Origin of the sequence: Polaribacter reichenbachii, from assembly GCF_001975665.1 — a bacterium.
GTDB lineage: Bacteria > Bacteroidota > Bacteroidia > Flavobacteriales > Flavobacteriaceae > Polaribacter > Polaribacter reichenbachii.
Map to the genome: position 1 here is coordinate 1,776,423 of NZ_CP019419.1, position 23,581 is coordinate 1,800,003.

14 protein-coding genes are annotated in these 23,581 nt (G+C 30.9%); 13 read left to right on the forward strand and 1 reads right to left on the reverse strand.

Annotation, left to right across the window (positions count from 1 at the left end; genetic code table 11):
- Position 1: 1 nt before the first annotated feature.
- Positions 2 to 1,192, reverse strand: a complete 1,191-nt coding sequence (locus BW723_RS07335) for a pyridoxal phosphate-dependent aminotransferase (protein ID WP_068356739.1) — start codon at positions 1,190 to 1,192, stop codon at positions 2 to 4.
- Between the two features lie 317 nt (positions 1,193 to 1,509).
- Here BW723_RS07335 and BW723_RS07340 point away from each other — a divergent pair, with 317 nt between their 5' ends.
- From BW723_RS07340 to BW723_RS07400, 13 genes are all read left to right on the forward strand, one after another.
- The gene (locus BW723_RS07340) at positions 1,510 to 3,816 is read left to right on the forward strand and encodes a chondroitinase-B domain-containing protein (RefSeq protein ID WP_068356737.1); all 2,307 of its coding nucleotides are present in this window, start codon (positions 1,510 to 1,512) and stop codon (positions 3,814 to 3,816) included.
- Positions 3,817 to 3,841: 25 nt separating this feature from the next.
- The gene (locus BW723_RS07345; RefSeq protein ID WP_068356735.1) at positions 3,842 to 4,885 is read left to right on the forward strand and encodes a polysaccharide lyase family 7 protein; all 1,044 of its coding nucleotides are present in this window, start codon (positions 3,842 to 3,844) and stop codon (positions 4,883 to 4,885) included.
- A 171-nt stretch (positions 4,886 to 5,056) separates the two neighbouring features.
- A complete protein-coding gene (locus tag BW723_RS07350) occupies positions 5,057 to 6,277 on the forward strand; it encodes a T9SS type A sorting domain-containing protein (protein ID WP_083139555.1) in 1,221 nt (406 codons plus the stop codon).
- A 67-nt stretch (positions 6,278 to 6,344) separates the two neighbouring features.
- Positions 6,345 to 8,603, forward strand: a complete 2,259-nt coding sequence (locus BW723_RS07355) for an alginate lyase family protein (protein WP_068356729.1) — start codon at positions 6,345 to 6,347, stop codon at positions 8,601 to 8,603.
- A gap of 15 nt (positions 8,604 to 8,618) precedes the next feature.
- Positions 8,619 to 8,996, forward strand: coding sequence for a cupin domain-containing protein (locus BW723_RS07360; RefSeq protein ID WP_068356726.1), 378 nt, complete (start codon positions 8,619 to 8,621; stop codon positions 8,994 to 8,996).
- A 241-nt stretch (positions 8,997 to 9,237) separates the two neighbouring features.
- Positions 9,238 to 12,468, forward strand: a complete 3,231-nt coding sequence (locus tag BW723_RS07365; RefSeq protein WP_068356723.1) for a SusC/RagA family TonB-linked outer membrane protein — start codon at positions 9,238 to 9,240, stop codon at positions 12,466 to 12,468.
- A gap of 6 nt (positions 12,469 to 12,474) precedes the next feature.
- Positions 12,475 to 14,052 carry a RagB/SusD family nutrient uptake outer membrane protein gene (locus BW723_RS07370; protein WP_068356721.1) on the forward strand — a complete coding sequence of 526 codons (1,578 nt, stop codon included), beginning with the start codon at positions 12,475 to 12,477 and terminating at the stop codon, positions 14,050 to 14,052.
- A gap of 12 nt (positions 14,053 to 14,064) precedes the next feature.
- Complete coding sequence (locus BW723_RS07375; RefSeq protein WP_068356719.1) at positions 14,065 to 15,261, forward strand: PKD domain-containing protein; 1,197 nt, start codon at positions 14,065 to 14,067, stop codon at positions 15,259 to 15,261.
- Between the two features lie 22 nt (positions 15,262 to 15,283).
- Positions 15,284 to 16,777 (forward strand): PKD domain-containing protein, encoded by a 1,494-nt coding sequence (locus BW723_RS07380; RefSeq protein ID WP_068356715.1) that lies wholly within the window; start codon positions 15,284 to 15,286, stop codon positions 16,775 to 16,777.
- 77 nt (positions 16,778 to 16,854) lie between these two features.
- Positions 16,855 to 17,559, forward strand: coding sequence for a FadR/GntR family transcriptional regulator (locus BW723_RS07385; protein ID WP_068356712.1), 705 nt, complete (start codon positions 16,855 to 16,857; stop codon positions 17,557 to 17,559).
- A gap of 156 nt (positions 17,560 to 17,715) precedes the next feature.
- Positions 17,716 to 19,005 carry an MFS transporter gene (locus BW723_RS07390; protein WP_068356709.1) on the forward strand — a complete coding sequence of 430 codons (1,290 nt, stop codon included), beginning with the start codon at positions 17,716 to 17,718 and terminating at the stop codon, positions 19,003 to 19,005.
- A gap of 37 nt (positions 19,006 to 19,042) precedes the next feature.
- The gene (locus tag BW723_RS07395; protein ID WP_068356705.1) at positions 19,043 to 19,807 is read left to right on the forward strand and encodes an SDR family NAD(P)-dependent oxidoreductase; all 765 of its coding nucleotides are present in this window, start codon (positions 19,043 to 19,045) and stop codon (positions 19,805 to 19,807) included.
- A gap of 605 nt (positions 19,808 to 20,412) precedes the next feature.
- Complete coding sequence (locus tag BW723_RS07400) at positions 20,413 to 23,580, forward strand: SusC/RagA family TonB-linked outer membrane protein (protein WP_068356702.1); 3,168 nt, start codon at positions 20,413 to 20,415, stop codon at positions 23,578 to 23,580.
- The last annotated feature ends 1 nt before the right edge of the window (position 23,581 follow it).

Here is a 23,581-nt window from a genome sequence, read left to right on the forward strand (position 1 = left end):
ATTAGGCAAAAATTTCTGTAATTGCGTTGGTAAAGGTTTTCATTTCATCCATAGTACCAATACTAACTCTACACCAGTTTTTATCCCAAAATTTAAAAGCTCTAACAGCAACGTTTTTACCGTAAATTTCTTTTAAGAATTTTTTACCTGTCATTGGTATTTCAAAGATGATAAAATTTGTTTCTGATGGTAAACAAGAATAGTTGTTTTCTTTTAAATAAGACATTGTGTAGTCTCTTGCGTCTGCAATTTTAGTTTTACACATATCTAAAAAATTGGTATTTTCTAAACTAGTAGTTGCAGCAGCAATTGATGGTCCTGTAATACCCATTCCACCTCTAGTAATTTCAGAAATTATATCTAAAGTTTCTTTTTTACCAATTGCATAACCAATTCTTAAACCAGCCATACCATGTATTTTAGAAAAAGTTCTGGCAACAATTACGTTTTTACCTTCTGCAACTAAAGAGTTCATAGAATCTTTAATTCCGTTTTTAGATAATTCAATATAAGCTTCATCTACAAAAACAGGTACTTTTTCAGAAACTCTGCTACAAAAATCTTTTAGTTTTTTAGCGTCTGTAATAGAGCCAGTTGGGTTGTTTGGGTTACAGATGTAAACTAGTTTTGTGTCTTCGTCAATACCAGCTTCCATAGCATCTAAATCGTGCTGAGCATCATCTAATAATTTGTAAGATTTCCATTTACCTCCAACAGATTTTGCAACCACAATTAAAGACATATAACTTGGGTCTGCACTAATTACATTTCCTCCATTTTGAAACAAAACCATAGCTACTTTTTCTAATAAATCAGAAGAACCAGGTCCCATTAATATTTGATTTGGGTCTATACCTTCGTTTTTAGCGATTTTAGCTTTTAAATTGGTTAATGTTTTCCAAGAGTATCGATTTCCATTAAAAACTTCTTTTTGAAAAGCTTCTGCAGATTTTGGTGGTGGACCATAAGGGTTTTCGTTAGCTCTTAGTATGGTTAAAGTAGCTTCTTCCTTAACTAAAGGAGGTGTAAACTCGTTAAAATAATTGTTAGAGTTGTATAAAAAAGTTCTGTTTTCTTTTTGGGCAGTTAATACATTGCTACTCCAAATTTCGTGTGGTACAAGAGCTAAAGCGCCTAAAGTTAAAGTTCCTTTTTTTAACCACTCGCGTCTGCTAAAGTTTGTTGTTTTCATTAGTTGATGTTTTAAGAATTTACTGGTTTACAATTTACTAAAATCATATTTTTTTTAAGTATAGATATTTTAATAGAAATCATAAATATTTGATTTTTATTAAATAATATCTAGTTATTTTAAATATTTAGTATTAATAATTTTATAAATAGTAATTTTATATGTATATTCTATAATGATCTGTTACTTGTGTTTTGGCTTTTTAAAAGTTTATTTTTCTAATAAATTCAAAACTTTAAGAGGTATTTCTTGTATACTTACTTAGCAATCAATATATTTGGTAAACCAATTTGGTAAACCAATTCTTAAACTTGTATATGAAACCGTATTTTTACTTATCTGTGTTTGTCGTTATTACCTTTTTTACGTCATGTAATAAAGTAGAAAATAACATCTTTGTCTCTAATGTAAATGAGCTTACTGAAGCTTTAAAAAGCGTAAAAGCTGGTGATGATATTGTGCTTAAAAATGGTACTTACAAAGACATTAATATAAAATTTATTGGAGAAGGTACTGAAGGAAATCCGATAACGCTAAGCGCAGAAACTCCTGGAGAAGTTTTTATAGAAGGCGAATCTAGTTTAGAGATTAGTGGTAATTATTTAAAAGTTGATGGTTTGTTCTTTAGAAACGGGCATTCTCCTAAAACAAATGTAATAGCTTTTAGAACTTCTAAAAAAGAAGTTGCCAACCATAGTACAGTTTCTAATTGTGTAATTTTAGATTTTAATAATTTACAAAGAGATCAAGATAATCTTTGGGTACAGTTTTATGGTAAACATAATGAATTAAGTAATTGTTATTTGGCTGGTAAAACTAATGGTGGGCCAACTGTAAGAGTAGATTTAAAAGGTAATCAAAGTATTAGAAATTATCATAAAATTATTAACAATCACTTTGGGCCAAGACCAAGAAAAGGTGGTGCAAGAGGAGAAACAATTCAATTAGGAAGTAGTTTTACATCAATGTCGCCAAGTAATACAACCATTGCAAACAATTTGTTCGAAGAATGTAATGGAGAGGTAGAAATTATATCAAGCAAAACCAATTTTAATATCATTAAAAATAATGTTTTCTATAAAAGTGAAGGTTCTGTGGTTACAAGACATGGTAATTATGTAACTGTAGATGGTAATTATTTTATTGGTGATGGTGTAAACGATCAATTTGGTGGTATTAGAATTATTAACACAGGTCATTGGGTAATTAACAACCTATTTTATAAAATAAAAGGAAAGAACTTTAGAAGTCCGATTGCCATTATGAACGGAATTCCAAAATCGCCATTAAATAGATATAATCAAGTAACAGATGTAGTTGTGGCTTATAATACGTTTGTAGATTCAGATTCTCCTTTTCAATTTGGTGTAGGTACAAATATTGCACAAGCTGCTGTTTTACCAAAATCTGAAATTAGATCTGCAAGACCTTTAAGAACAGAGGTTGTAAATAATGTAATTTATAATTCTGTAGGCGATAAAAATCCAATTATAGAACACGATAAAGCAGATGGTGTTACTTTTAAAAGTAACGTTATCGATAACAATAAAGTAGAGTTCCCCCAAAAAGATGGATTAGTTGCTATGAAATTGTCATTGACTGATATAGGTTCTAATCTGTCTTTTCCTTTATCTGGTTTTAGTGATGTTGAGCCTTATATTGGTTTCGATTTCGAAAAAATTACAGAAGATTTATTAGGGAATTCTAGAAGTAAAAACAATCAAATTGGTGCTATTTTAGCATCAGAAAATATCAACTTAAATATTTTAGATAAATCTAAATATGGTACAGATTGGTATTCTAATGAAGTTGAAAAGAAAGACCCAGTAACGCATAATGTAACTAATGCTGATGAATTAGTATCTAAATTAAAAGCTGCAGAAAGTGGAGATATTATCAATTTAAATGATGGAGCTTACGCTATTTCAAAATCATTAATTATTAATAAATCAATTACTATTCAATCTAATAACAAATCTGAAATTTTATATTCTGGTGATGAAAATACACCTGCATTACAATTACAACCTTATGGAAAGTTAGTGTTAAAAAACATCAAACTAAAAGGAACAAATACACAATATGCTTTTGCTAGTTTAAAAGAAAATATGTCTAACCATTTTGGTTTAGAGGTTATCGATTCTGAAATCAGTAATTTTAATTATGCACTTAAAGTTTTTAAACAATCTTTTTCTGAAGAAATCACATTTACAAATACTGCTATTTTAAATTGTGAAAACGGATTAGAATTATCCGAAGAAACAAATGATAGAGGTGATTATAATACCGAATTTTTAACCATTGATAATTGTACGTTTAATAACGTGAAACAAAATGTGATTGATTATTACAGAGGTGGTTATGATGAATCTACCATTGGGGGTAATTTATTAGTTACAAACTCAACATTTACAAACTGTGGAGCATCAGAAAAAAATAGAATTTTAATCAATCACAGAGGAATTGTAAATGTAAATATCAACAATAATGTATTTAAAAATAATAAAGTAAAATTAGTGGCTTTATTATGGGGTGCAAAGAACAATTCACATTCAAATAATACTGTTACAAATTCTGGAATCATTAAAACAGAAGAGAATTTGAAGCAAAAATTAATGTATTAATTAATTCTTTTAAACGAATCTAAAAATGAAAAAATCAATCTTAATATTTGCTGCTGTAACTGTATTTTTTGCTTGTAAAAACAATTCAAAACCAAATGCAGAAAAAACTACTGAAACTAAAAAAGAAATAAAATACCCAAGTGATGTTTTACCTTTTTTAGATGAATGGAAAATTCTTTTGGGTGATGGTACTTACCAAGATTCATTAATTGATTATAAAAAAGATGATTTTTTCTATGTAGAAAATGATGGGGAAACTGATTGGGTAGTTTATAAAACACCCAATTCTGGTGTAACTTCTAGAACGTCTAAAAACACAAGAACAGAATTAGGTCAAAAAGCACATTGGATTCCTGAAGTTGGTGGTAAATTAACTGGTACTTTAAAAGTACAACAAGTTTCTATTTCTGGTGATGCTCGAGTTGCTGCTTCATATTCGGTTGTAGTTGGTCAAATTCATAGTGATGAAGGTCACGAAAATGAGCCAATTAAGATTTTTTATAAAAAATTTCCAGGTCACACAAAAGGATCTGTTTTCTGGAACTATGAAATCAATACAAAAGGTGATAATTCTGGTAGATGGGATTTTTCATCAGCAATTTGGGGTAATGATATGTCTGTTGTTGGTAAAAGTGCAAATTCTTATCCTGCAGAACCAGAAGATGGTATTGAGTTGGGAGAAGAATTTAGTTACGAGATAAATGTGTATAAAGGTATTATGTATTTAATTTTTACGAGTAAAGGTCATAAAACCGTAAAATTCACCAAAAACTTATTAAAATCAGATTTTACTACAAAAGAAGAAGTGCCACAACAAATTTGGGATTTGTATGCAGCAATTGGTAGAGATGGTATTGAAAGAGAAAGTGCTTATGCAGGCGAAATTCAGTACTTTAAACAAGGGGCATACAACCAAACTAATGGTAAAAATCCAGAAGATAATATTGTTTGGTATACAGGCTCAGAGACTTATAATGGAGATATTGCTAAGCAGTATGCAAACGGATGTTACTCAGAAGTTTGGTTTAAAGAAGCTACTGTTGGGTCAAGTACGCAACCTGTTGAGTAAAAAATTATCAGTTTACTGATATTTATCATTTTTAATTAAGTAATTAGTAATCAACCCTTAATAAAATGTTAATAAAATTTTGATAATCCAATTATTATTGTATTTTTGGTAAACCAATTTGGTAAACCAGATTGGTTAGCTAATTATTAACTATAAACTAAACACTTAATTATGAAAAAAACATTACTTATTATTGTTGCATTATTCACGTCATTCTTGGGTTATTCTCAAGTATTCGATAATATTCCAACAGGTTCAGGTTATTATATAAATAAACTTCTTCCAAGCCCATCAGGTGCAGATTTAACAAATGAATATATAGAGATTAGAGGAACAGCTAATGCAGTAGTACCTTCAGATTTATATCTTATTTCTATTGAAGGAGATGGAAATAGTTCAAGTAGAGGTAAAGTTAGTGAGGCTATTCAATTAGGAGATGGTACTGTAACTTTTGGTTCAAATGGTATGTTAGTTGTAATTACTAATTATACAGATTCAGGAACAAATGTTGTTACAGAAAGCCCATATAAATCTATAATATCCTCAGACGCTACAGTTATAGAGATTGCCTTAACTGGTACTGATGTAACTAGTAGTAGTTCATCTGCTGTAGATTCACAAACGCCAGATATTGGTTATGATGGAAACTTAATTGATGCAACAGCAACTTATATGCTGGTTTCAGCACCATCTAATCCTAAAGGAGTTAGAATTGATGGTACTTCTAACTCAGATGATGCAAATGGAGTTATTAATGATACTGGAGATCATACTTCTTGGACGCTTTATGATTCAGTTGGTTATGGAGATGATGATGATGTTGATGCTAATGAAAATGGTGAATATTTATATGGTCAAATTGTATATGTACAAGATAATGCTAATTTTTCTGCTAAACACTTTATTACAACAAGCGCAACAATTGTAGATTTTGCTACTACATCTGATGCAAACTATATTTTAAGACAAGGTACAAAAACAGGTTTTACAGCTGATGATTGGATTGTTTCCGCAAATGGGTCTGGTTCTAGTGTTCCTAACTGGATATTTAGTACATCTAGTTCTAAGGTATATCCAGATGAGTTTTTAGGTTGGGAAGGTATTAAAGATGTGTATGGGCAATTAAATCCAACTGCAGCATCTTTATCTGTAGATAGTTTCTTTTCTTCTAAAGTTTCTGTATACCCAAACCCAGCAAGCGAATTTGTTAAAATAACTTCTCAAGTAGAACTTAATAAAGTAGAAATTTTTAATTTATTAGGTAAAAAAGTTATTAGTACTTCAAAATTAAACAATAATAATTTAGATATTTCTTCTTTGTCTAAAGGAGTGTATTTAATGAAACTTACTAGTGGTGATTCTGTTGCTACAAGAAAGTTAATTAAGAGCTAACAATTATATTGAAAACTGGAAATAGGGACTCATTAATTTGAGTTCTTATTTTTTTTAAAAATTAAAAATGAATTACCAAAAAGCACTTTTATTTGTTTTATTAATCGCGTTTTCTTGTGCTAAGCAAGAAAAAGTAATGGTTTCTGATTCAGAAAATCAACATCCAAAATTAATTCTTACTGCAAAAGGTGTAAAAGATATTAGAGCACAATTAGGTACTATTCCAATCTTCGATAATTCTTTACTAAAAGTAAAAGAAGAAGTAGATGCCGAAATTGCTCTAGGAATAGAAACTCCAATTCCAAAAGATTATTCTGGCGGATATACACATTCTAGACACAAACAGAATTGGTTTGTATTACAGAAAGCTGGCGTTTTGTATCAAATTTTAGATGATGAAAAATACGCTAAGTATGTAAAAGATATGTTGATGCAGTATGAGGAAATGTATAAAACATTGCCTTTGCATCCTAAAACAAGATCTTATGCAAGAGGTAAATTGTTTTGGCAATGTTTAAATGATGCCAATTGGTTAGTTTACGTAAGTCAAGCTTACGATTGTATTTATAATTATTTATCAGAAGGAGAGCGTAATAAGTTAGAAACTAATTTATTTAAACCATTTGCAGATCATATTTCTGTAGATAGTCCGCAATTTTATCAAAGAGTACATAATCACAGTACTTGGGGTAACGCAGCAGTGGGTATGATTGGTTTGGTTATGGATGATGAAGAATTAATTCAACGTGCATTGTATGGAATAAAAGGCAAAGAAATGGATAAAACTGCAAAAGATGATGATGGTGGTTTTATTAATAAATCTGGTAAAGCTGGTTTTTTAGCAAATATAGAAGAACCTTTTTCACCTGATGGTTATTATAATGAAGGCCCTTATTATCAAAGATATGCAATGTATCCTTTTTTAGTTTTTGCTGAAGGACTTCAGAATGTAAAACCAGAATTAAAGATTTTTGAATACAAAGAAGGTGTGCTTTTAAAATCGATTAATGCGCTTTTAAATTTATCTGATGCAGATGGCGATTTTTTTCCATTAAACGATGGTCAAAAAGGTATGTCTTATTACAATAGTGCTTTGGTAACTGCTGTAGATGTTTCTTATCATTATGGTAATCAAGATCCTGGTTTATTGAGTATTGCAAGTAAGCAAAATAGTGTTTTGTTAGATGATTCTGGCTTAGCAGTTGCTCTTGGTATTCGAGAAGGAAAAACTAAATCTTTCGAAAAAAAATCTATCAATTTATCTGATGGTCCTGAAGGGAAACAAGGTGGAGTTGGTATTTTAAGAAACGAAGATATAGAACTTGTTTTTAAATATGCATCTCAAGGATCTAGTCATGGACATTATGATAAATTGTCTTATTCTCTATATGAAAATGGAGAAGAAGTAATTCAAGATTATGGTTTAGCGCGTTTTGTAAATATTGAGCAAAAAGGTGGGGGAAACTATTTAAAAGAAAATAAAACTTGGGCAAAACAAACCATTGCACATAATACAGTTACGCAAAACGAAACATCTCATTATAAAGGTAAATATGAAATTGGGAGTCAAAACCATCCTGATTTACACTATTTTTCTTCGGATAATAAAGAGGTGCAAATAGTGAGTTCTAAAGTAAGAAATACTTATTCAGGTACTGATTTACATAGAACTATGGCTATAATTAACGATGTTGATTTAGAAAAACCTTTTGTCTTAGATATTATGAGAGTAACATCAGATAAAAAGAATCAATACGATTTTCCTTTTTATTATTTTGGACAGGTTTTAGATGCTAATTTCGAATATAAAACTACATCAACTTTAAAACCATTAGGTAAAAAGAATGGTTATGAGCATTTATTCTTAGAAGCTTCAGCAAAAGCAGATGATAAGAACAGTAAATTTTCTTGGTTTAACAACAATAAGTTTTATACCATAACTTCTGTTACCGATAAAAAAGATGAATTACTTTTTACAAGAATTGGTGCAAACGATCCTGAATTTAATTTACGAAGAGATCCTGCCTTAATAGTAAGAAGAAATAACGTGAAAAATACAACATTTGTTTCAACAATAGAGTCGCATGGAAGTTATAGTCCTGTAACAGAATCAGCATTAAATGCTAAGAGTTCTATTGCAGAAGTAAAAGTAATTCTCGATAATAAAGATTACACAGCAATTATGATAGCGAATGTAAAAGGAAATACAAAGTTATTTATAACTGCAAATTCAGATGCTTTAAAAGAAACTAAGCATAACTTAAAATTAAATGGTAAGAACTATTCTTGGATGGGGTCTTACTACTATAAACAAACAAATAAATAATAAAAAACAATTAAAATGAAACGATTTAGTGAAAAGTATGTTATCGCAAAAGATATGGAATGGGAAAATCTTGGAGGAGGAGTTTCAAGAAAATTCTTAGGTTATGACAATCAAATTATGATGGTAAGTGTAAAGTTTGAAAAAGGAGCATTAGGTTCTCCTCATCAACACTTTCATACACAAGCAACTTATTGTGTTTCAGGTAAATTTGAGTTCGAAATTGATGGAGTAAAACAAATTGTAGAAGCTGGAGATGGTGTTTATATCGAGCCAAATTTATTACATAGTGCAGTTTGCTTAGAAGAAGGACAATTAATAGATACTTTTAGTCCAGTAAGAGAAGATTTCTTAACAGGTGATGGTCCATCTTATTTTGGAGATAAAGAATCATAAAAAGTGCCAGCCAAATGTAAGAGGTAAAAGGTTTTTTTTAAAACATATTTTTAAGAAGCCTTTATATAACTCAGTATTTTAAGAAATAATTAACAAATTATTTTATTATGATGCAATAAACTCTTATTTTTGGTTAACCAAATTGGTTTACCAATTTGAATTTGAATAATATTTTATATAAAACCAAATTGATAAAAACTAAAGTTTTGTTTACAAACAAAACAATTTAAATCAGTTAACTATGAATTTAAAAATTAAATCAGTATTTTTTGTAGTACTTTTATTTTGTACATCATTGTATGCACAAGATGAGGTAACAATAAAAGGAACTGTTACTTCACTATCTGATGGTGAGCCTGTTTTAGGTGCTAACATTGTTATTGTTGGTACAAAAAAAGGGGTTAGTACAGATTTTGATGGTAACTATACTTTAAAAGTGAAAAAAGGAGATGTAATCCAATTTTCATATTTAGGTTTTAAACCTAAAACAGTAACCTATACAAACCAACTAAGACTAGATGTTGCTCTAGAAGAAAACGCAGATGTTTTAGATGAAATTGTAATTGTAGGTTATGGAGATCAAAAACAGAAAAATGTAACTAGTGCTTTAACTAAAGTATCTGGTGAAGACTTGCAAAACCAAGCAGTATCTCGTGTAGAAGATGCATTAAAAGGTAGAGTTGCAGGTTTAAGAATTCAAGTAGTATCTTCAGAAGCTGGTGGTGATCCTAAAATTACCTTAAGAGGTCCAGGTTCAGTAACAGGTTCTTCATCACCTTTAATTGTGGTAGATGGTGTTATTTTAGGTACAGATAGCGATATTTTAGGTTCTATAGATAATAACAATATCGAATCTATAAGTGTTTTAAAAGATGCTTCTTCAGTAGCAATTTATGGTTCTAGGGGTGCAAATGGTGTAATTTTAATTACACTTAAAAAAGGGGTTGTTGGTAAAACAACTTTTTCTTATAACACTTTTACAGGTTATAAATATGCTGATAATAACGAGAACTTTAATACTTCTATAGCAGATGAAAGAGCTAGATTAAATGGTTTACAAAGTACTGTTGATGGTATTTCTACTTCTAGTGTAAATTACGATAGAATTATTAATGATTATGAAACTGCTTATGCAGAATTAGAAGCTATGGATTTTATTGCTTCTTTAGGTGGTGGTGAAAGAAACTTACAAGATGAAGTTTTTGAAGGTGGTTTTATTAAAAATCATTCTTTCTCAGTAAGAGGAGGTACAGAATTAACAAGTTATACTGCCTCTTTAGGTTATTTAGAAGATCAAGGAATTGCTATAAAAGATAATTTTAACAAATATAATGTTAGAATTAAAGTTGATAGTAAATCAAAAAATAAGAAAATTAAGTACGGAGGTAATATTCGTGTAAATTATAACGATCAAGAAAAATTACCAGCAAGATTTACAGATCCTTTAAGACAAATGGGGCATATTCCATTATACTTAAATGAAGAACATTTAAAATATGTAACTCAGTTTTCTACAGATGTAGGTGTTTCTACAGATGCAGGTAAATTATTCGAAAACTTAGGTGTTGGTAGTTATGGTTTTTCTAGAGCTTTCGATCACGTTTTTACTAAAGACCCAGCAAACCCAAGATCTATTTTAAGAGACCCAAATACAGGTTTACCAGTGGCTAGCTCATTAACTTCTGGAGGTTTAACTTTATCTACAACTAAAAACGTACATCCGTTAGTTCACTTTTTAGAAAGATCTAGAACTAAGAAAAAATTAAGCTTAAATGCATCTTCTTATATCGATTTTAAATTAGCAAAAGGTCTTAATTTTAGACAAACTGTTTCTGGTGTTTTCAGACACAATAAAACTAACGAAGCAGATTATTTATATGGTCAAGAAAATAGAGATCAAGAAGCATATCGATTAGAAAGAAGAGATGAGTTAAATCAATTTACTTTCGAATCTCTTTTAAAATATAATAGAGAGTTTGGTAAGCATAGCCTTAATTCAGTTGCTGGTTTTGAGTATATGGAGTCACATAACTACAGACAAGAATCAGAAGCAGTTGGTTATACTAACGATTTTAATGATAATATAGCTCTTGCAGATGGTGGAACAACATACACAGATAATGCAAGCGAAAAATTGGTTTCTTATTTTGGTAGATTAGATTATAGTTATGATGATAAATACTTATTCCAATTATCATTACGTAGCGATTCAAGTACAAGATTTGGACCTAATACTAGAACAGGATTTTTCCCTGCTGCTTCTTTAGGTTGGATTTTATCAAACGAAAAATTCTTAGAATCTAACGATTTAATTTCTTTCTTAAAAGTAAGAGCAAGTTATGGTGTGTCTGGATCTAATAATATTTCTAATAATATTTTTGAGTCTTTATATAGATTCGAAGAAACGTATAGTACAATTAGTTATAATGGACAAACAGGTGTTAAAGGAACAACTTTAGCAAACCAAATTTTAGGTTGGGAAAAGTTAATAGAATTTAATCCTGGTTTAGATGTTACATTTGGTAGAGGTCTTGTAAATTTTACAGCAGATTACTATATTAGAACAAGCGAAGATTTACTGCTTTTAGCACCAGTTTCTGCTACTTATGGTACAGATAGTTGGCTACAAAACCTTGGTGAAGTTCAAAACGAAGGTGTTGAGCTAGAGTTAACTGCTCGTATTATGAGAAAAGATAACTTTAGATGGAGTGCTTCTGGTCAATTCTCATTAAATAGAAATACTGTAAAAAGTCTAGGTAACAATGAGCAAATTATTTCTAGAATAGATCAAGATACAAGACCAACAGAATTTATTGCAAAAGTAGGTCAGCCAATTACATCTTTCTATGGTTGGGTTTACGATAGAGAAATTCCTTTAGAGTGGGTAGATAATCCTTTCAATAGATTTAATAATGATTTTGCTGATGTTTATGTAAAAGATTTAAATGGTGATGGTATTATTGATGATGATGATAGAACAGAATTAGGTAGTCCTTATCCAGATTTCGAATGGGGTTTTAACTCAGATTTCTCAATATATGATTTCGATGTTTCTTTTCAATTCCAAGGATCTCATGGAGCAGAAGTAAGAGTAGCAGATTTAGATCAGTTGTATTATGCAAGTGAATCTGCAGTAAATGAAGTATCTAATTTTCCAGATAGAGATTTAACTGTTCATAGAAGATTTACAGACGATCATATTCAAGATGCATCTTTTGTAGCATTAAGAAACTTAACAGTAGGTTATACTTTTCCAGAAGCAATAACAGATAAGTTAAATTGTAATAAACTTAGATTGTATTTAACAGGAGAAAATTTATTGTTCTTTACTGCTAAAGGTTATGAAGGCTTTAATCCAGAAGCACAAGGGCAAACATCTAACAATGCTAACACGCCTTTAACAGCTGGTTATCAAAGAGGAGATGGTCCTGTAGTTAAAACAGTTTCAGCAGGTATTAACTTTCAATTTTAATTAATTATGAAAAATATATATAAAAATATAATAGTTTGTTTTTCTTTTATGACTTTATTGACAAGTTGTGAAACAGAATTAGACCTAAGCAACCCTACTGCACTTTCATTAGAAGAGTTGTTACAAACAGACGATGGTTTTATAGCATTATCAAATGGTGTTTTAGATGCATATCAAAAAGTACCAGCAAATGAATTCTATTTAACAGAATTAAGATCAGACAATTCAAGAGCAAATTCAGAAAACGGAAACTTTCCTTTAATTAGTTCTTATAATGTAGATCCTAATAACGGTGATGTTGCTACATATTATTCAAATAATATGCACACAATTAAACACGCAAATACAATTATAGACAATCGTTTCTTAGCTTCAGAAAGTCAGCAATACACAGTTGGTGAAGCTTATTTTATGAGAGCTTTATGTCATTTTAATTTAGTAAGAGCGTATCAAAATGTACCTTATATCGATAAAGTTTTAGATGTTACAACAGAAGAAGCTTTAGATTACCCTCAATTGCCAGAAGCAGAGGTTTATGCAAAAATTATTGATGATTTTAAAACTTCAATTGCTTATTTAGATGGAGCTGCGCAAAACAAATATCGCCCATCAAAAGGTGCAGCAATTTCTTTAGCAGCAAAAGCATATTTAAGTCAGCCAAGTCCTAATTATACAGAAGCAGAACTTTTATTAGCATCAGTTGTGCAAAATAATTCTGCTTATAATTACGAATTATTATATACTGATAGAGCAAACGCAGAAGATTTTGATGGAGATGGAATTGTTTCTGATAGTGAGTATTATGCAACTTTAGCAATTGATTTTGGTAATGTTTTTGGAAATGATTTTTCAGGCGGATATCAAGAAGGAGAAATAGTTTTAGATGCAGATTGGTTTAATAGTTCAGGTTTAGAATTAAATGATGAGGTAATCTTTTCAATTGCTTATGATTTAGTAAGTAGCGATAATTATGCAACTAGTGATAGTGGTTTAGACGATCAAGTAGAAACAGATTCAGAATCTCATAGTTTTTCTATGACTTTACAAGGGCCATCAAATGGTGTTAACATTGCAACTTTAGAACTTTTAGATGTAATGACACCTGTATTACAGCCTGTAAGATTTCCTGTTACTTTAGATGCAATTTCTTACAACCCAGCAGATATTACAAACGATACTTTTAATGCTAAGTTTCCTACGGATGGTGAAATAGGAGATAACGACTGGATTGTTTTAAGATATGCAGATGTGCTATTATTATATGCAGAAGCAATTTTAGCAGGTGCAGACTCAACAACAGATATTAGAGCAATCGATGCTTTTAATCAAGTAAGAGCAAGAGCAGGTTTAGAAGAAGTAGCAAACTTAACTAAAGCAGGATTGTTAGAAGAAAGAAGAGCAGAGTTTGTTTATGAAAACCAACGTTTATACGATTTAGTTAGGTTTGGAGAAGCAGATAATGTTCTTGGAGCTTTTTCAACAGCTAATAGTTTAAATTATACAAGTGGTAAAAAATACCTTCCTTTTCCTCAAAGAGAGATGGATAATTTACCAAATTTTTATTCACAGAATAATGGATATTAAAATCGCATAATTATGAAAAAATATTTAAACAATTTAAAATGTATAGTTTTAGGGATCTTTATATCTCTAACCTCTTGTGTCGATGATACTTTGCCAGATGTTGGCGATTTACCAGATTTAACAAGTCCAACACCTTTTTACAGTGTTGCAGATGTTTCTTCTTCTGAATTTGATTGTAGCGATGTTGAGTTATCAGCAAATTACGATTTTAATTTTCAGGCAGGTTCTAATTTAGCTGTAAATGGTACACAATATTTATGGTCAGTTACACCATCAGAGGGTTTAACATTAATCAATAAAGATTTACCAGTTTTAGAACAATCAATAGATGCTCAATTATCTGCAGTAGTAGCAATTGAAAGCGAAATTGAAAAGTTAGAATTTAAAATACCTTGTGAATCTAATCCTGATAAAGTTACAGTAATGGAAGCACAAATTGCAGAGCTAGAAGTAGCTTTACAAGAAGCAGAAGATGCTGTTACAGATGAGGTAAAAGAAAATGTTGCAGCTTTAGAAGCACAAATTTTGAGTTTACCTGCTGCAACTTTACAAGATCAAGAATTAATATTTTCTTTTCCTGGACCTGGTGTTTATACTGTTGGTTTAACAGTAACAGATGAATTAGGTAAATCAGAATACACAGAAAAAATAGTAACGGTTAACCAAGCAGTACCAACAATTCCTGTTCCAGAAATTAGTGAGCCTGGTTTCGAAGACAATAGTTTATTCGATGGTACAGGAGATGGTAGAGCATCTTGGAATGTGCCAAGCCCAAGAGCAGATTGGAATCCATTTGGTCAAGATTCATTCTCTGGAATCCAAATAAATACCAAAGTAGAAGGTGTATTACCAGAAGGTACACAAGCTGCTAAATTTCCATCTGATGGAGGTAGAGTTGCATATCAAGAAATTGAAGTTACACCAGGAGCAACATACGTGTTAACGTATTTTACTGGATTTAATGTAGATGCTTATGGTACAATGACGGTTTCAGTATTAACTCCAGAAACTTCTTCATATACAGAAGCTAAACAAGAAGCTAATATTTTAGGATCTAGAACAGATACAAATGTGGGTAGAGTTGCAGATGTTTTCAAAAAACATGCAATTACTTTTGAAGCTGGAGAAAATGAATCTGTTATAATTTTTGCAACCAATACAGGTGTAGAAACTAGATTAGATTTATTTGATATAGTTGTTAAACAATAAATAGTTTTTAAAATTTTATATTATGTTTTATAAATTAAATAAAAAAATAAATAAAAGTATTGCGCTAATACTTTTAATGTCTGTTGCTTTCGTGTCTTGTTATGATGATGGATATGAGGAGTTTGTGCCGCCAACAGGTAACATTAACGATATTCAGCCAACAACACTGTTTACTTCTAGTACAAGTGCAGACTCTAATTTAGAGTTAGTATTTAGAAGTTACTCTACAGATGCTGTTTCTTATGCTTGGGATTTTGGTGATGGAGGAACATCTTCAGAACCTAATCCAGATTATACATACACAACAGGTGGTTTGTATCAAGTTAATCTAACAACAACCAGTTCAGATGGTTTAGTGGCTCAAGATTCTGCTAAAGTAGCACCAATTTATGCTGATTTTAGTTTTTCTATTATAGACTCTCAAGTTACTTTCGATAATATGAGTACTGGAGCAAGTTCTTTAGTTTGGGATTTTGGTGATGGTACAACAATTTCTTGGGATGCAGCAGATGGAGTTACAGATCCAGATTTTAGTCCTGTACATACCTATGCTACTGCAGAAACTTTTGATGTAACTTTAACAGCAACAACATTTTTAGGTAAAGAAGTAACTGTTACTAAAAAGGTAGAAGGTTTAGTTTTAGCGGCAATTCCAGATTTTAGTTTTACTACAAGTTCTTTAACTGTTACATTTACAGATGCATCTCTTTTAGCTACATCTTACAGTTGGGATTTTGGTGATGGCAACACATCTGCAGATCAAAACCCTGTACACACATTTGCAACAAGAGGCACCTATAATGTTACCTTAACCATAACAAATAGTGCCAATGTACCTAGAAGTATTACAAAAGCTGTACCTGTAGGTGGTGTAGAGCCAACCTTTAAAGCAATTGTTTTAAATGGAACTGCAGACGTACATACATCAGATACAGGAGACAACGCAGATGCTTGGGATATGACACCAAATTCAACTGTAAAAGATGATGTTTTAGGAACTATAGATAGCCCTTATAGAGCTTTATGGTATAACTCAGATTTAGATAGCTGGTTAGAATCTGCCTTTGGCGATAATAGCGAGCAACCAGGATCTTCTAGTGATGGAAATAAGTTTGCAGGTTTAGGAGATAGAGGTGTTAAATTAAACGAAGCTAGTCGTAGATTATATCAAGTGGTAGAGGTAGAAGTAGGTGTAGAATATACATTTACTATCGATTCTCGTTCAGAAGCAGAAGGTGTAAATACTGAAGTTTTTATTTTAAATAACGAAATTACAAGCGAAGATGCAATTAACACAGAAGACGAAAGAAATAAAAATGCAGATGCTTACTTTTTAATTGATAATGATTTTAATTCATCTAAAGCTTCTTCTAGTAATGATACGTTTACAACTAATACATTTACATTTAAGCCCTCAACAACTAAAGTTGTAATTTATGTTAGAGCGCTTAATGCTGTAGATAGTTCTAACGAGGTTTTTTATGATAATATAGACATTATTACACCTGGTTTTTAATTTTTTCAAATCAAATAAAAAATGCTAATCAAAAATTCTAATTATCTTTGTACATTTTTTAATATAATTTTTTAACTATGAAGTTAGACATACTTACAAAATCGGAAAACTCTAATATTCAAAAGGATATTATTTCTAAAATTAAAGATTTAATAAACTTTAAAAATTTAGAGCCTGGTGATAAACTTCCCTCAGAAAGAATGTTATCAGAAAAATTTGAAGTAAGTAGAAGTAACATTAGAGAAGCGATTCAGAAATTAGAATTTTATGGACTATTAAAATCGATTCCTCAAAGTGGAACGTTTGTAGCAAATATTGGTGTTATTGCTATGAATGGTATGATTGAGGATATCCTTAGGTTAGATGAACCAGATTTTAAATCTTTAGTTGAAACTAGAATTTTATTGGAGTTAAAAACTGTTAGGTTAGCTGCAATGAGAAGAACAGACGAAGGTTTGTTAATGTTAGAAGATGCTTTAAATGCCTACAGTGATAAAGTAATTAACGGAGAAGATGCAGTGCAAGAAGATTTATTATTTCATTTAGCAATTGCTAAAGCAAGTGGTAATAGTACTATGAATACTTTTATGTTAATTATAACTCCAGAGATAATTACCAATTTTCAAAAGCATCACGTATGTGATGCTGGGTTATCTCAGAGAGGTATTACAGACCATCAAGCAATTTTTGATGCAATTAAAGCACAAGATCCACAATTAGCAAAACAAAAAATGAAAGATCATTTTAAAGAACTATACAACTATTGTTATAACGTAGAATAGTGCTTATTTAGCCTTTAAAAACAGCATATTTATTTTTTACCAAAATAAATCTAAAAAAAATATTTTTTTAGATAGTAGAATTTAATTTAAAAATGTTAAATTTGGTAAACCAAACTGGTAAACCAAATAATATATAAATCTTTAGATAATAATAATATGAAAGTTAAAGGATTAAGATGGTTTATTATAGGGCTAATTTTTATAGCCACTGTAATTAATTACATCGATAGAAGTGCCCTAGCAATTATGTGGGGAAGTAATGATCAACCTAATTCAATATCAGGTTCATTAGACCTTACAAAAAGTGACTATGGTTTAATCTTAAATATCTTTATGGTATTTTATGCACTAGGTCAATTATTTTCGGGTAAATTATTTGATAAAGTTGGTACTAGAATTGGTTATGTAATAAGTATTGGTGTATGGGGTTTATCTTCTTTTTTACACTCTACAGTTCGTGGTTTAGTAGGTCTTACCTTTTTTAGAAGTACACTTGGTCTTTCTGAGGCTGGTAACTGGCCAGGAGGTGTTAAAAGTAATGCAGAGTGGTTTCCTATTAAAGAACGTGCAATAGCGCAAGGTTTATTTAATGCAGGTGCTTCTATTGGTTCTGTAATTGCACCACCATTTATTGCTACACTTTTTGTAGCTTATGGATGGAGAACTACTTTTATGGTAGTTGGTTCTTTCGGAATCGTTTGGATAATTCCTTGGTTATTAATTAACAAAGCAGGGCCAAAAAAACACCCGTGGATTACACCAGAAGAACAAAAATACATTATAGAGGGTCAAAGTAAAGCAGATCAAGAAGCTACTGAAGATTCTAAAGGATTAACGCTTAAATCAATTTTATCTCATAAAGAATCTTGGGCTATTGTTGTTGGACGATTTTTCTTAGAGCCAATTTGGTGGCTATTTGTAGGTTGGATGCCACTTTATTTAGCTGATGTTTATGGTTTTAACGTAAAAGAGGTTGGTATGTTTGCTTGGGTGCCTTATGTAGGTGCAGCATTAGGTAGTATTGCTGGAGGATTTGTTTCTGGTAGAATAATTGCAAAAACAAACTCTATTGATAGAGGTAGAAAATTAACAATATTAATAGGTGGTGTAATTATGTTTTTAGGTTTAGTTGCCACAGTAATGTTTGGTGATTCTCCAGAGCGTTTTGTTGCCATTGTATTCTTTGTACTATTTGGTTTCCAGTTTGCTATTGGAAATGTACAAACACTACCAAGTGATTTATTTAGCGGTAAATCTGTAGGTTCATTAGCTGGTTTAGCAGGTATGGTTGGGGTTTTCTCTGTAATACTTATGAACTTTTTAGTGCCTATTATTCAAGACAAGTTTTCATATACACCAATTTTTGTTGCCATTGCAGCTTTTGTTCCATTAGGTTTAGGAGCTATCTATTATTTCGCAAGAGAAATTAAATCAGTAGAAGAATAAAAAACTAACAAATACTAATATATAAAAATAAGTAAAAATGAGTACATTAAAAGATAAAGTAGCTGTAGTAACAGGAGCAACAGGTGGTATTGGCTTCGAAGTAGCTAAAAGATTAGGAAAAGACGGTTATACTGTTATTTTAAATGGTATTGAAGATGAAGCAGGAGCAAAAAGAGTAGAAGAATTAACTGCAGAAGGTATTACTTCAGAGTATTATGGTTTTGATGTTACTAAAGATGAAGAGGTGACAGAAAACATCACTAAAATTGGTGAAAAGTACGGTCAAATAGATGTGTTAGTAAATAACGCTGGTGGTTTAGGTGGTAGATCTAGATTCGAAGAAATGACTACTGAGTTTTATAGATTTGTTATGGCTTTAAATCTTGATTCTGTATTTTTTGCATCAAGAGCAGCAATCCCTTTTCTTAAGAAAAGTGATAACCCATCAATTATAAATTATACATCTAATGCAGCATGGAATGCAGGTGGACCAGGAGCTGGTATCTATGGTACATCTAAAGCAGGTGTTCATGCAATTACAAGAGCATTAGCTAAAGATTTAGCTGAATATAGTATTAGAGTAAATGCAGTATCTCCAGGTACTATTGATACTCCTTTCCATGCACAGATCAAATCAACTAAACCAGAAGTTTTTGCTTCTTGGGCTAACAATATTATGTTAGGTAGATTAGGTCAGCCAGAAGATGTAGCAGGTGTAGTATCTTTTTTAGCTAGTAAAGATGCAGCATTTATTACTGCAGAAACAATTCAAATTGGAGGAGGACAAGCCTTAGGAATTTAGAGTTTTTTATTTTTTTATTATCATATAGCCATTCTGTATTAATACAGAATGGCTTTTTTATTTCTAGTATTTTACACATAACATTTTTTGGTTTAAGAAATTTCTTTGTCTTTAAATCTGTATGGTCTTTTCCTTTTTATAATTGATTAGATTTTAAGCATAAATCTATTTTTACTACCATTTTATTTACTCCTAATTACCAAATCCTCTTTAATATGCCCTTATTTTACTAAGTCGCCACAATGAATCTTAATATTTTATGAAATAATTAACAAAATGCTTTTTTATTATAAAATATGTATTTATATTTGGTAAACCAAACTGGTAAACCAAAATGGATAACCAGTATGGAAAACCAATTTAACTTAAAAAATATTCCTGCGTATGATGAAAAATATTTAATTAACTATAAACAAAAAAACAATAAACAATTAGGGTAAGTTTAACGAACCCGAAAAAAAAACTTAATCTTAAATAAAAGATTCAAAAACACTTAGTAATCAATTGCAGAATTTAGTTAAACTTCTTTCAGTATTTTATTACTCTGTAAACAAGGTTCATTCAAAACTTTGAATGAATTACATTTTTAAACATAAAATAATATTATGAAATTAAAATTTAAAATAGCATTATTGCTTATAATGTTGGTAAACATCTGCTCTTATGCACAAGATGGTTATACTGTAAAAGGTACTGTAACTTCTCAGGCAGATAACGAGGTTTTACCTGGGGTTACTGTTATTATACAAGGTACTACAAGAGGTACAGAGACAGATTTTGATGGAAATTTTTCTATTGAAGTAAAAAGCGGAGACGTTTTATCCTTTTCTTATTTAGGATATGCTCAAAAAAACGTTACAATTACTGATCAAAAAGTATTAAATGTAAGTTTAGCAGAAGATGCTAGTGAGTTAGATGAAATCGTTGTAGTAGGTTATGGTACACGTAAAAGATCTCAAATTTCTGGAGCCGTTGCAAAAATCGGTGGAGAAGATGTTGCTGCTGTGCAAGTAGCACGTGTAGATGACGCGTTAGCTGGTAAATTATCTGGGGTATTAATTCAGAATCAAGATGGTTCACCTGGTGCTGCTCCAAAAATTCAAATTAGAGCTGCTTCATCTATTTCAGGTGCTTCTAACCCTTTAATCGTTGTTGATGGTTATCCTATTTCAGGTGGTTTAGAAACTATTAATCCAAATGATATCGAAAGTTTAGAGATTTTAAAAGATGCGGCTTCTGCTGCTATTTATGGTTCTAGAGGTGCAAATGGGGTTGTTTTAGTAACAACTAAGAAAGGTAAAACAGGTGCGCCTAAATTTAGTTACAATACTTATTTTAGTGCGTCAAGTAAATATCGCGATAACATTTTAATGTCTGGGCCAGAATGGGCTTCTTATGCCAGATCAGAAATTGCTGCTGGTAATTGGGCCGCAACCGCAGATAATGATGCTACATTTTTAGAATATAGATTAAGCGCTTACGAAGATTCTCCAGGAGCAATAAGTCCAGAAGATTGGTTGTTTCAAACAGGTACAACTCAAAATCATGACTTTAGTGTAAGTGGTGGTACAGAAGATACTAAATATTTTGCTTCTGTTGGTTATCAAAATGCAGAAGGTGTAGTAATTACTCAAGGTTTTGAGAGAATGAATGCACGTCTTAATGTTGATGCTAATTTAGGTGATAAATTTAAAGCTGGTTTAAGCTTTAATGGTTTTGTGTCTGATAGAGATATTTTAGCACATGATATGAGAGATTTATTAAGATCTTATGGTGTGCACTCTATTTATCACACAGAAGAATCTATTGCATTTGTTCAACAATTAGATCAACAAGCACAAGCTTTAGGTTTAGAAGCTTTTGATGTTGGTTATAGAGGGTCTACTTACGAGGCTAGTAGTATTTATGAATTAGAGCCAGGTATGGCTGCACAAGATTGGCATTATGGTAGAAATAATAATGGTATTGGTGGTTCTGGTGATGCAGGTCCTGCTGCTAAACTAGATAATGTTGATAGCTGGCAAAAAACATTTTTTGGAAATGTAAGTGGTTATTTACAATACCAAATTATTGAAGGTTTAAATGTTAAAACTGTTTTAGGTGGAGATATGAAAGATACTCAAACCTATGCACACAGATTATTAGGTTATGATTCAAGAGCAAGAGATTCTCAAACTTTTATGGATCAAATAGATTTAAAAGTTTCTTCAGTATTAAGTGAAACAACATTAAGTTATGCTACTAAAATTGGTAAACATGATATTTCTGCTGTAGCAGGTGTAGAATTCCAAAATACTAGATTTATTGGTACAAGATTAGATGGTTCTAATGTGCCAGATGAAGCTATCCTTAATTATAACTTATTCGATCCTGCAGATATTATTGTTACAGAAAGAGATGAGACTAGAGTAAGAGAGAGTGTTTTTGGTAGAGTTAATTATGCTTATGATGATCGTTTTTTAGTTTCTGCTTCTTTAAGAAGAGATGGAGATTCAAGATTTGGAGCTAATAAAAGATATGAAACTTTCCCAGCAATTTCTTTAGGTTGGAATTTACATAACGAATCTTTCTTAAAAGAAAACGAATTATTAAGTAGGTTAAAAGTAAGATTTAGTACAGGTTCTTTAGGTACAACATCTTTCTTAGGTTCTTACGATTCTTTAAGTTTATTAGATCCTTCTGCTACTATTTATGGTACAGGATATTTAATTCCTTCAAATTCTAACAACCCAGATTTAACTTGGCAAACGAATACAGAAACTAACTTTGGTGTAGATTTTGGATTCTTAAACAACCGTTTTACTTTAGGTATAGATTATTATACATCTGATATTGAAGATATCTTAATTAATCAAGCACAATCAGAGGTATTAGGTAACCCAACTTCTATTTTAAATGTTGGTGATGTTAAAAGTTCTGGTTTAGAATTTGAAATATCTGGTAGCTTAATGAATACAGAAGATTTCTCTTGGAATATGGGTGCAAACTTATCTACTGTAAATACAGAAATTACTTATTTAGGTGGTTTAGATGAATTACCACAACAAATTTTTGGACAAAGTGGTAGAGGGGCAGTATTTAGAAACTACGTTGGTGGTGGAATTGGTGAAATGTGGGGATTAGAAACTATTGGAGATGTTGAAATGACATATTTAGCTGATGGTACTAGACACCCAAATAGTCAAACTGGAGAATCTTATGTAGTAGATCAAAATGGAGATGGTGTTATTGATAGAACTAGAACTGTAGAAGATGGTGGAGATTTAGTAATGATAGGACAAAACACTCCTGATTTTTACTGGGGTATGTCTCATAACTTTAGATATAAAGATTTTGATATGTCTTTCCAATTACAAGGTTCTCATGGTGCAGAGGTTTATAATATAGATCCTCTTTATTATGGTTCTCAATGGGGTGGTAGATTAGACTATGCTATGTTAGATGCAAATAGCGATGGAATTGCAGATCATAATGGAGAGTATTACGAAAGAAATAGAAACCAAACAGATGCTATGATTCAAGATGCTTCTTATGTAGCTTTAAGAAACTTAACTATTGGTTATACACTTAAATCAGATGTTACAGATAAAATTGGTTTTAGCTCTATTAGATTTTATGGTGCTGCAACAAACTTATTATATTTAATGGGTAGCGATTATACATCATACAACCCAGAAGGTGTAAATACAACAGACCCTACAGTTTATGGTGCTCAAGTTGGTGCTAGTCCAGTAGTAAGAAGTTTCACTATAGGTTTAAATGTTAACTTTTAAT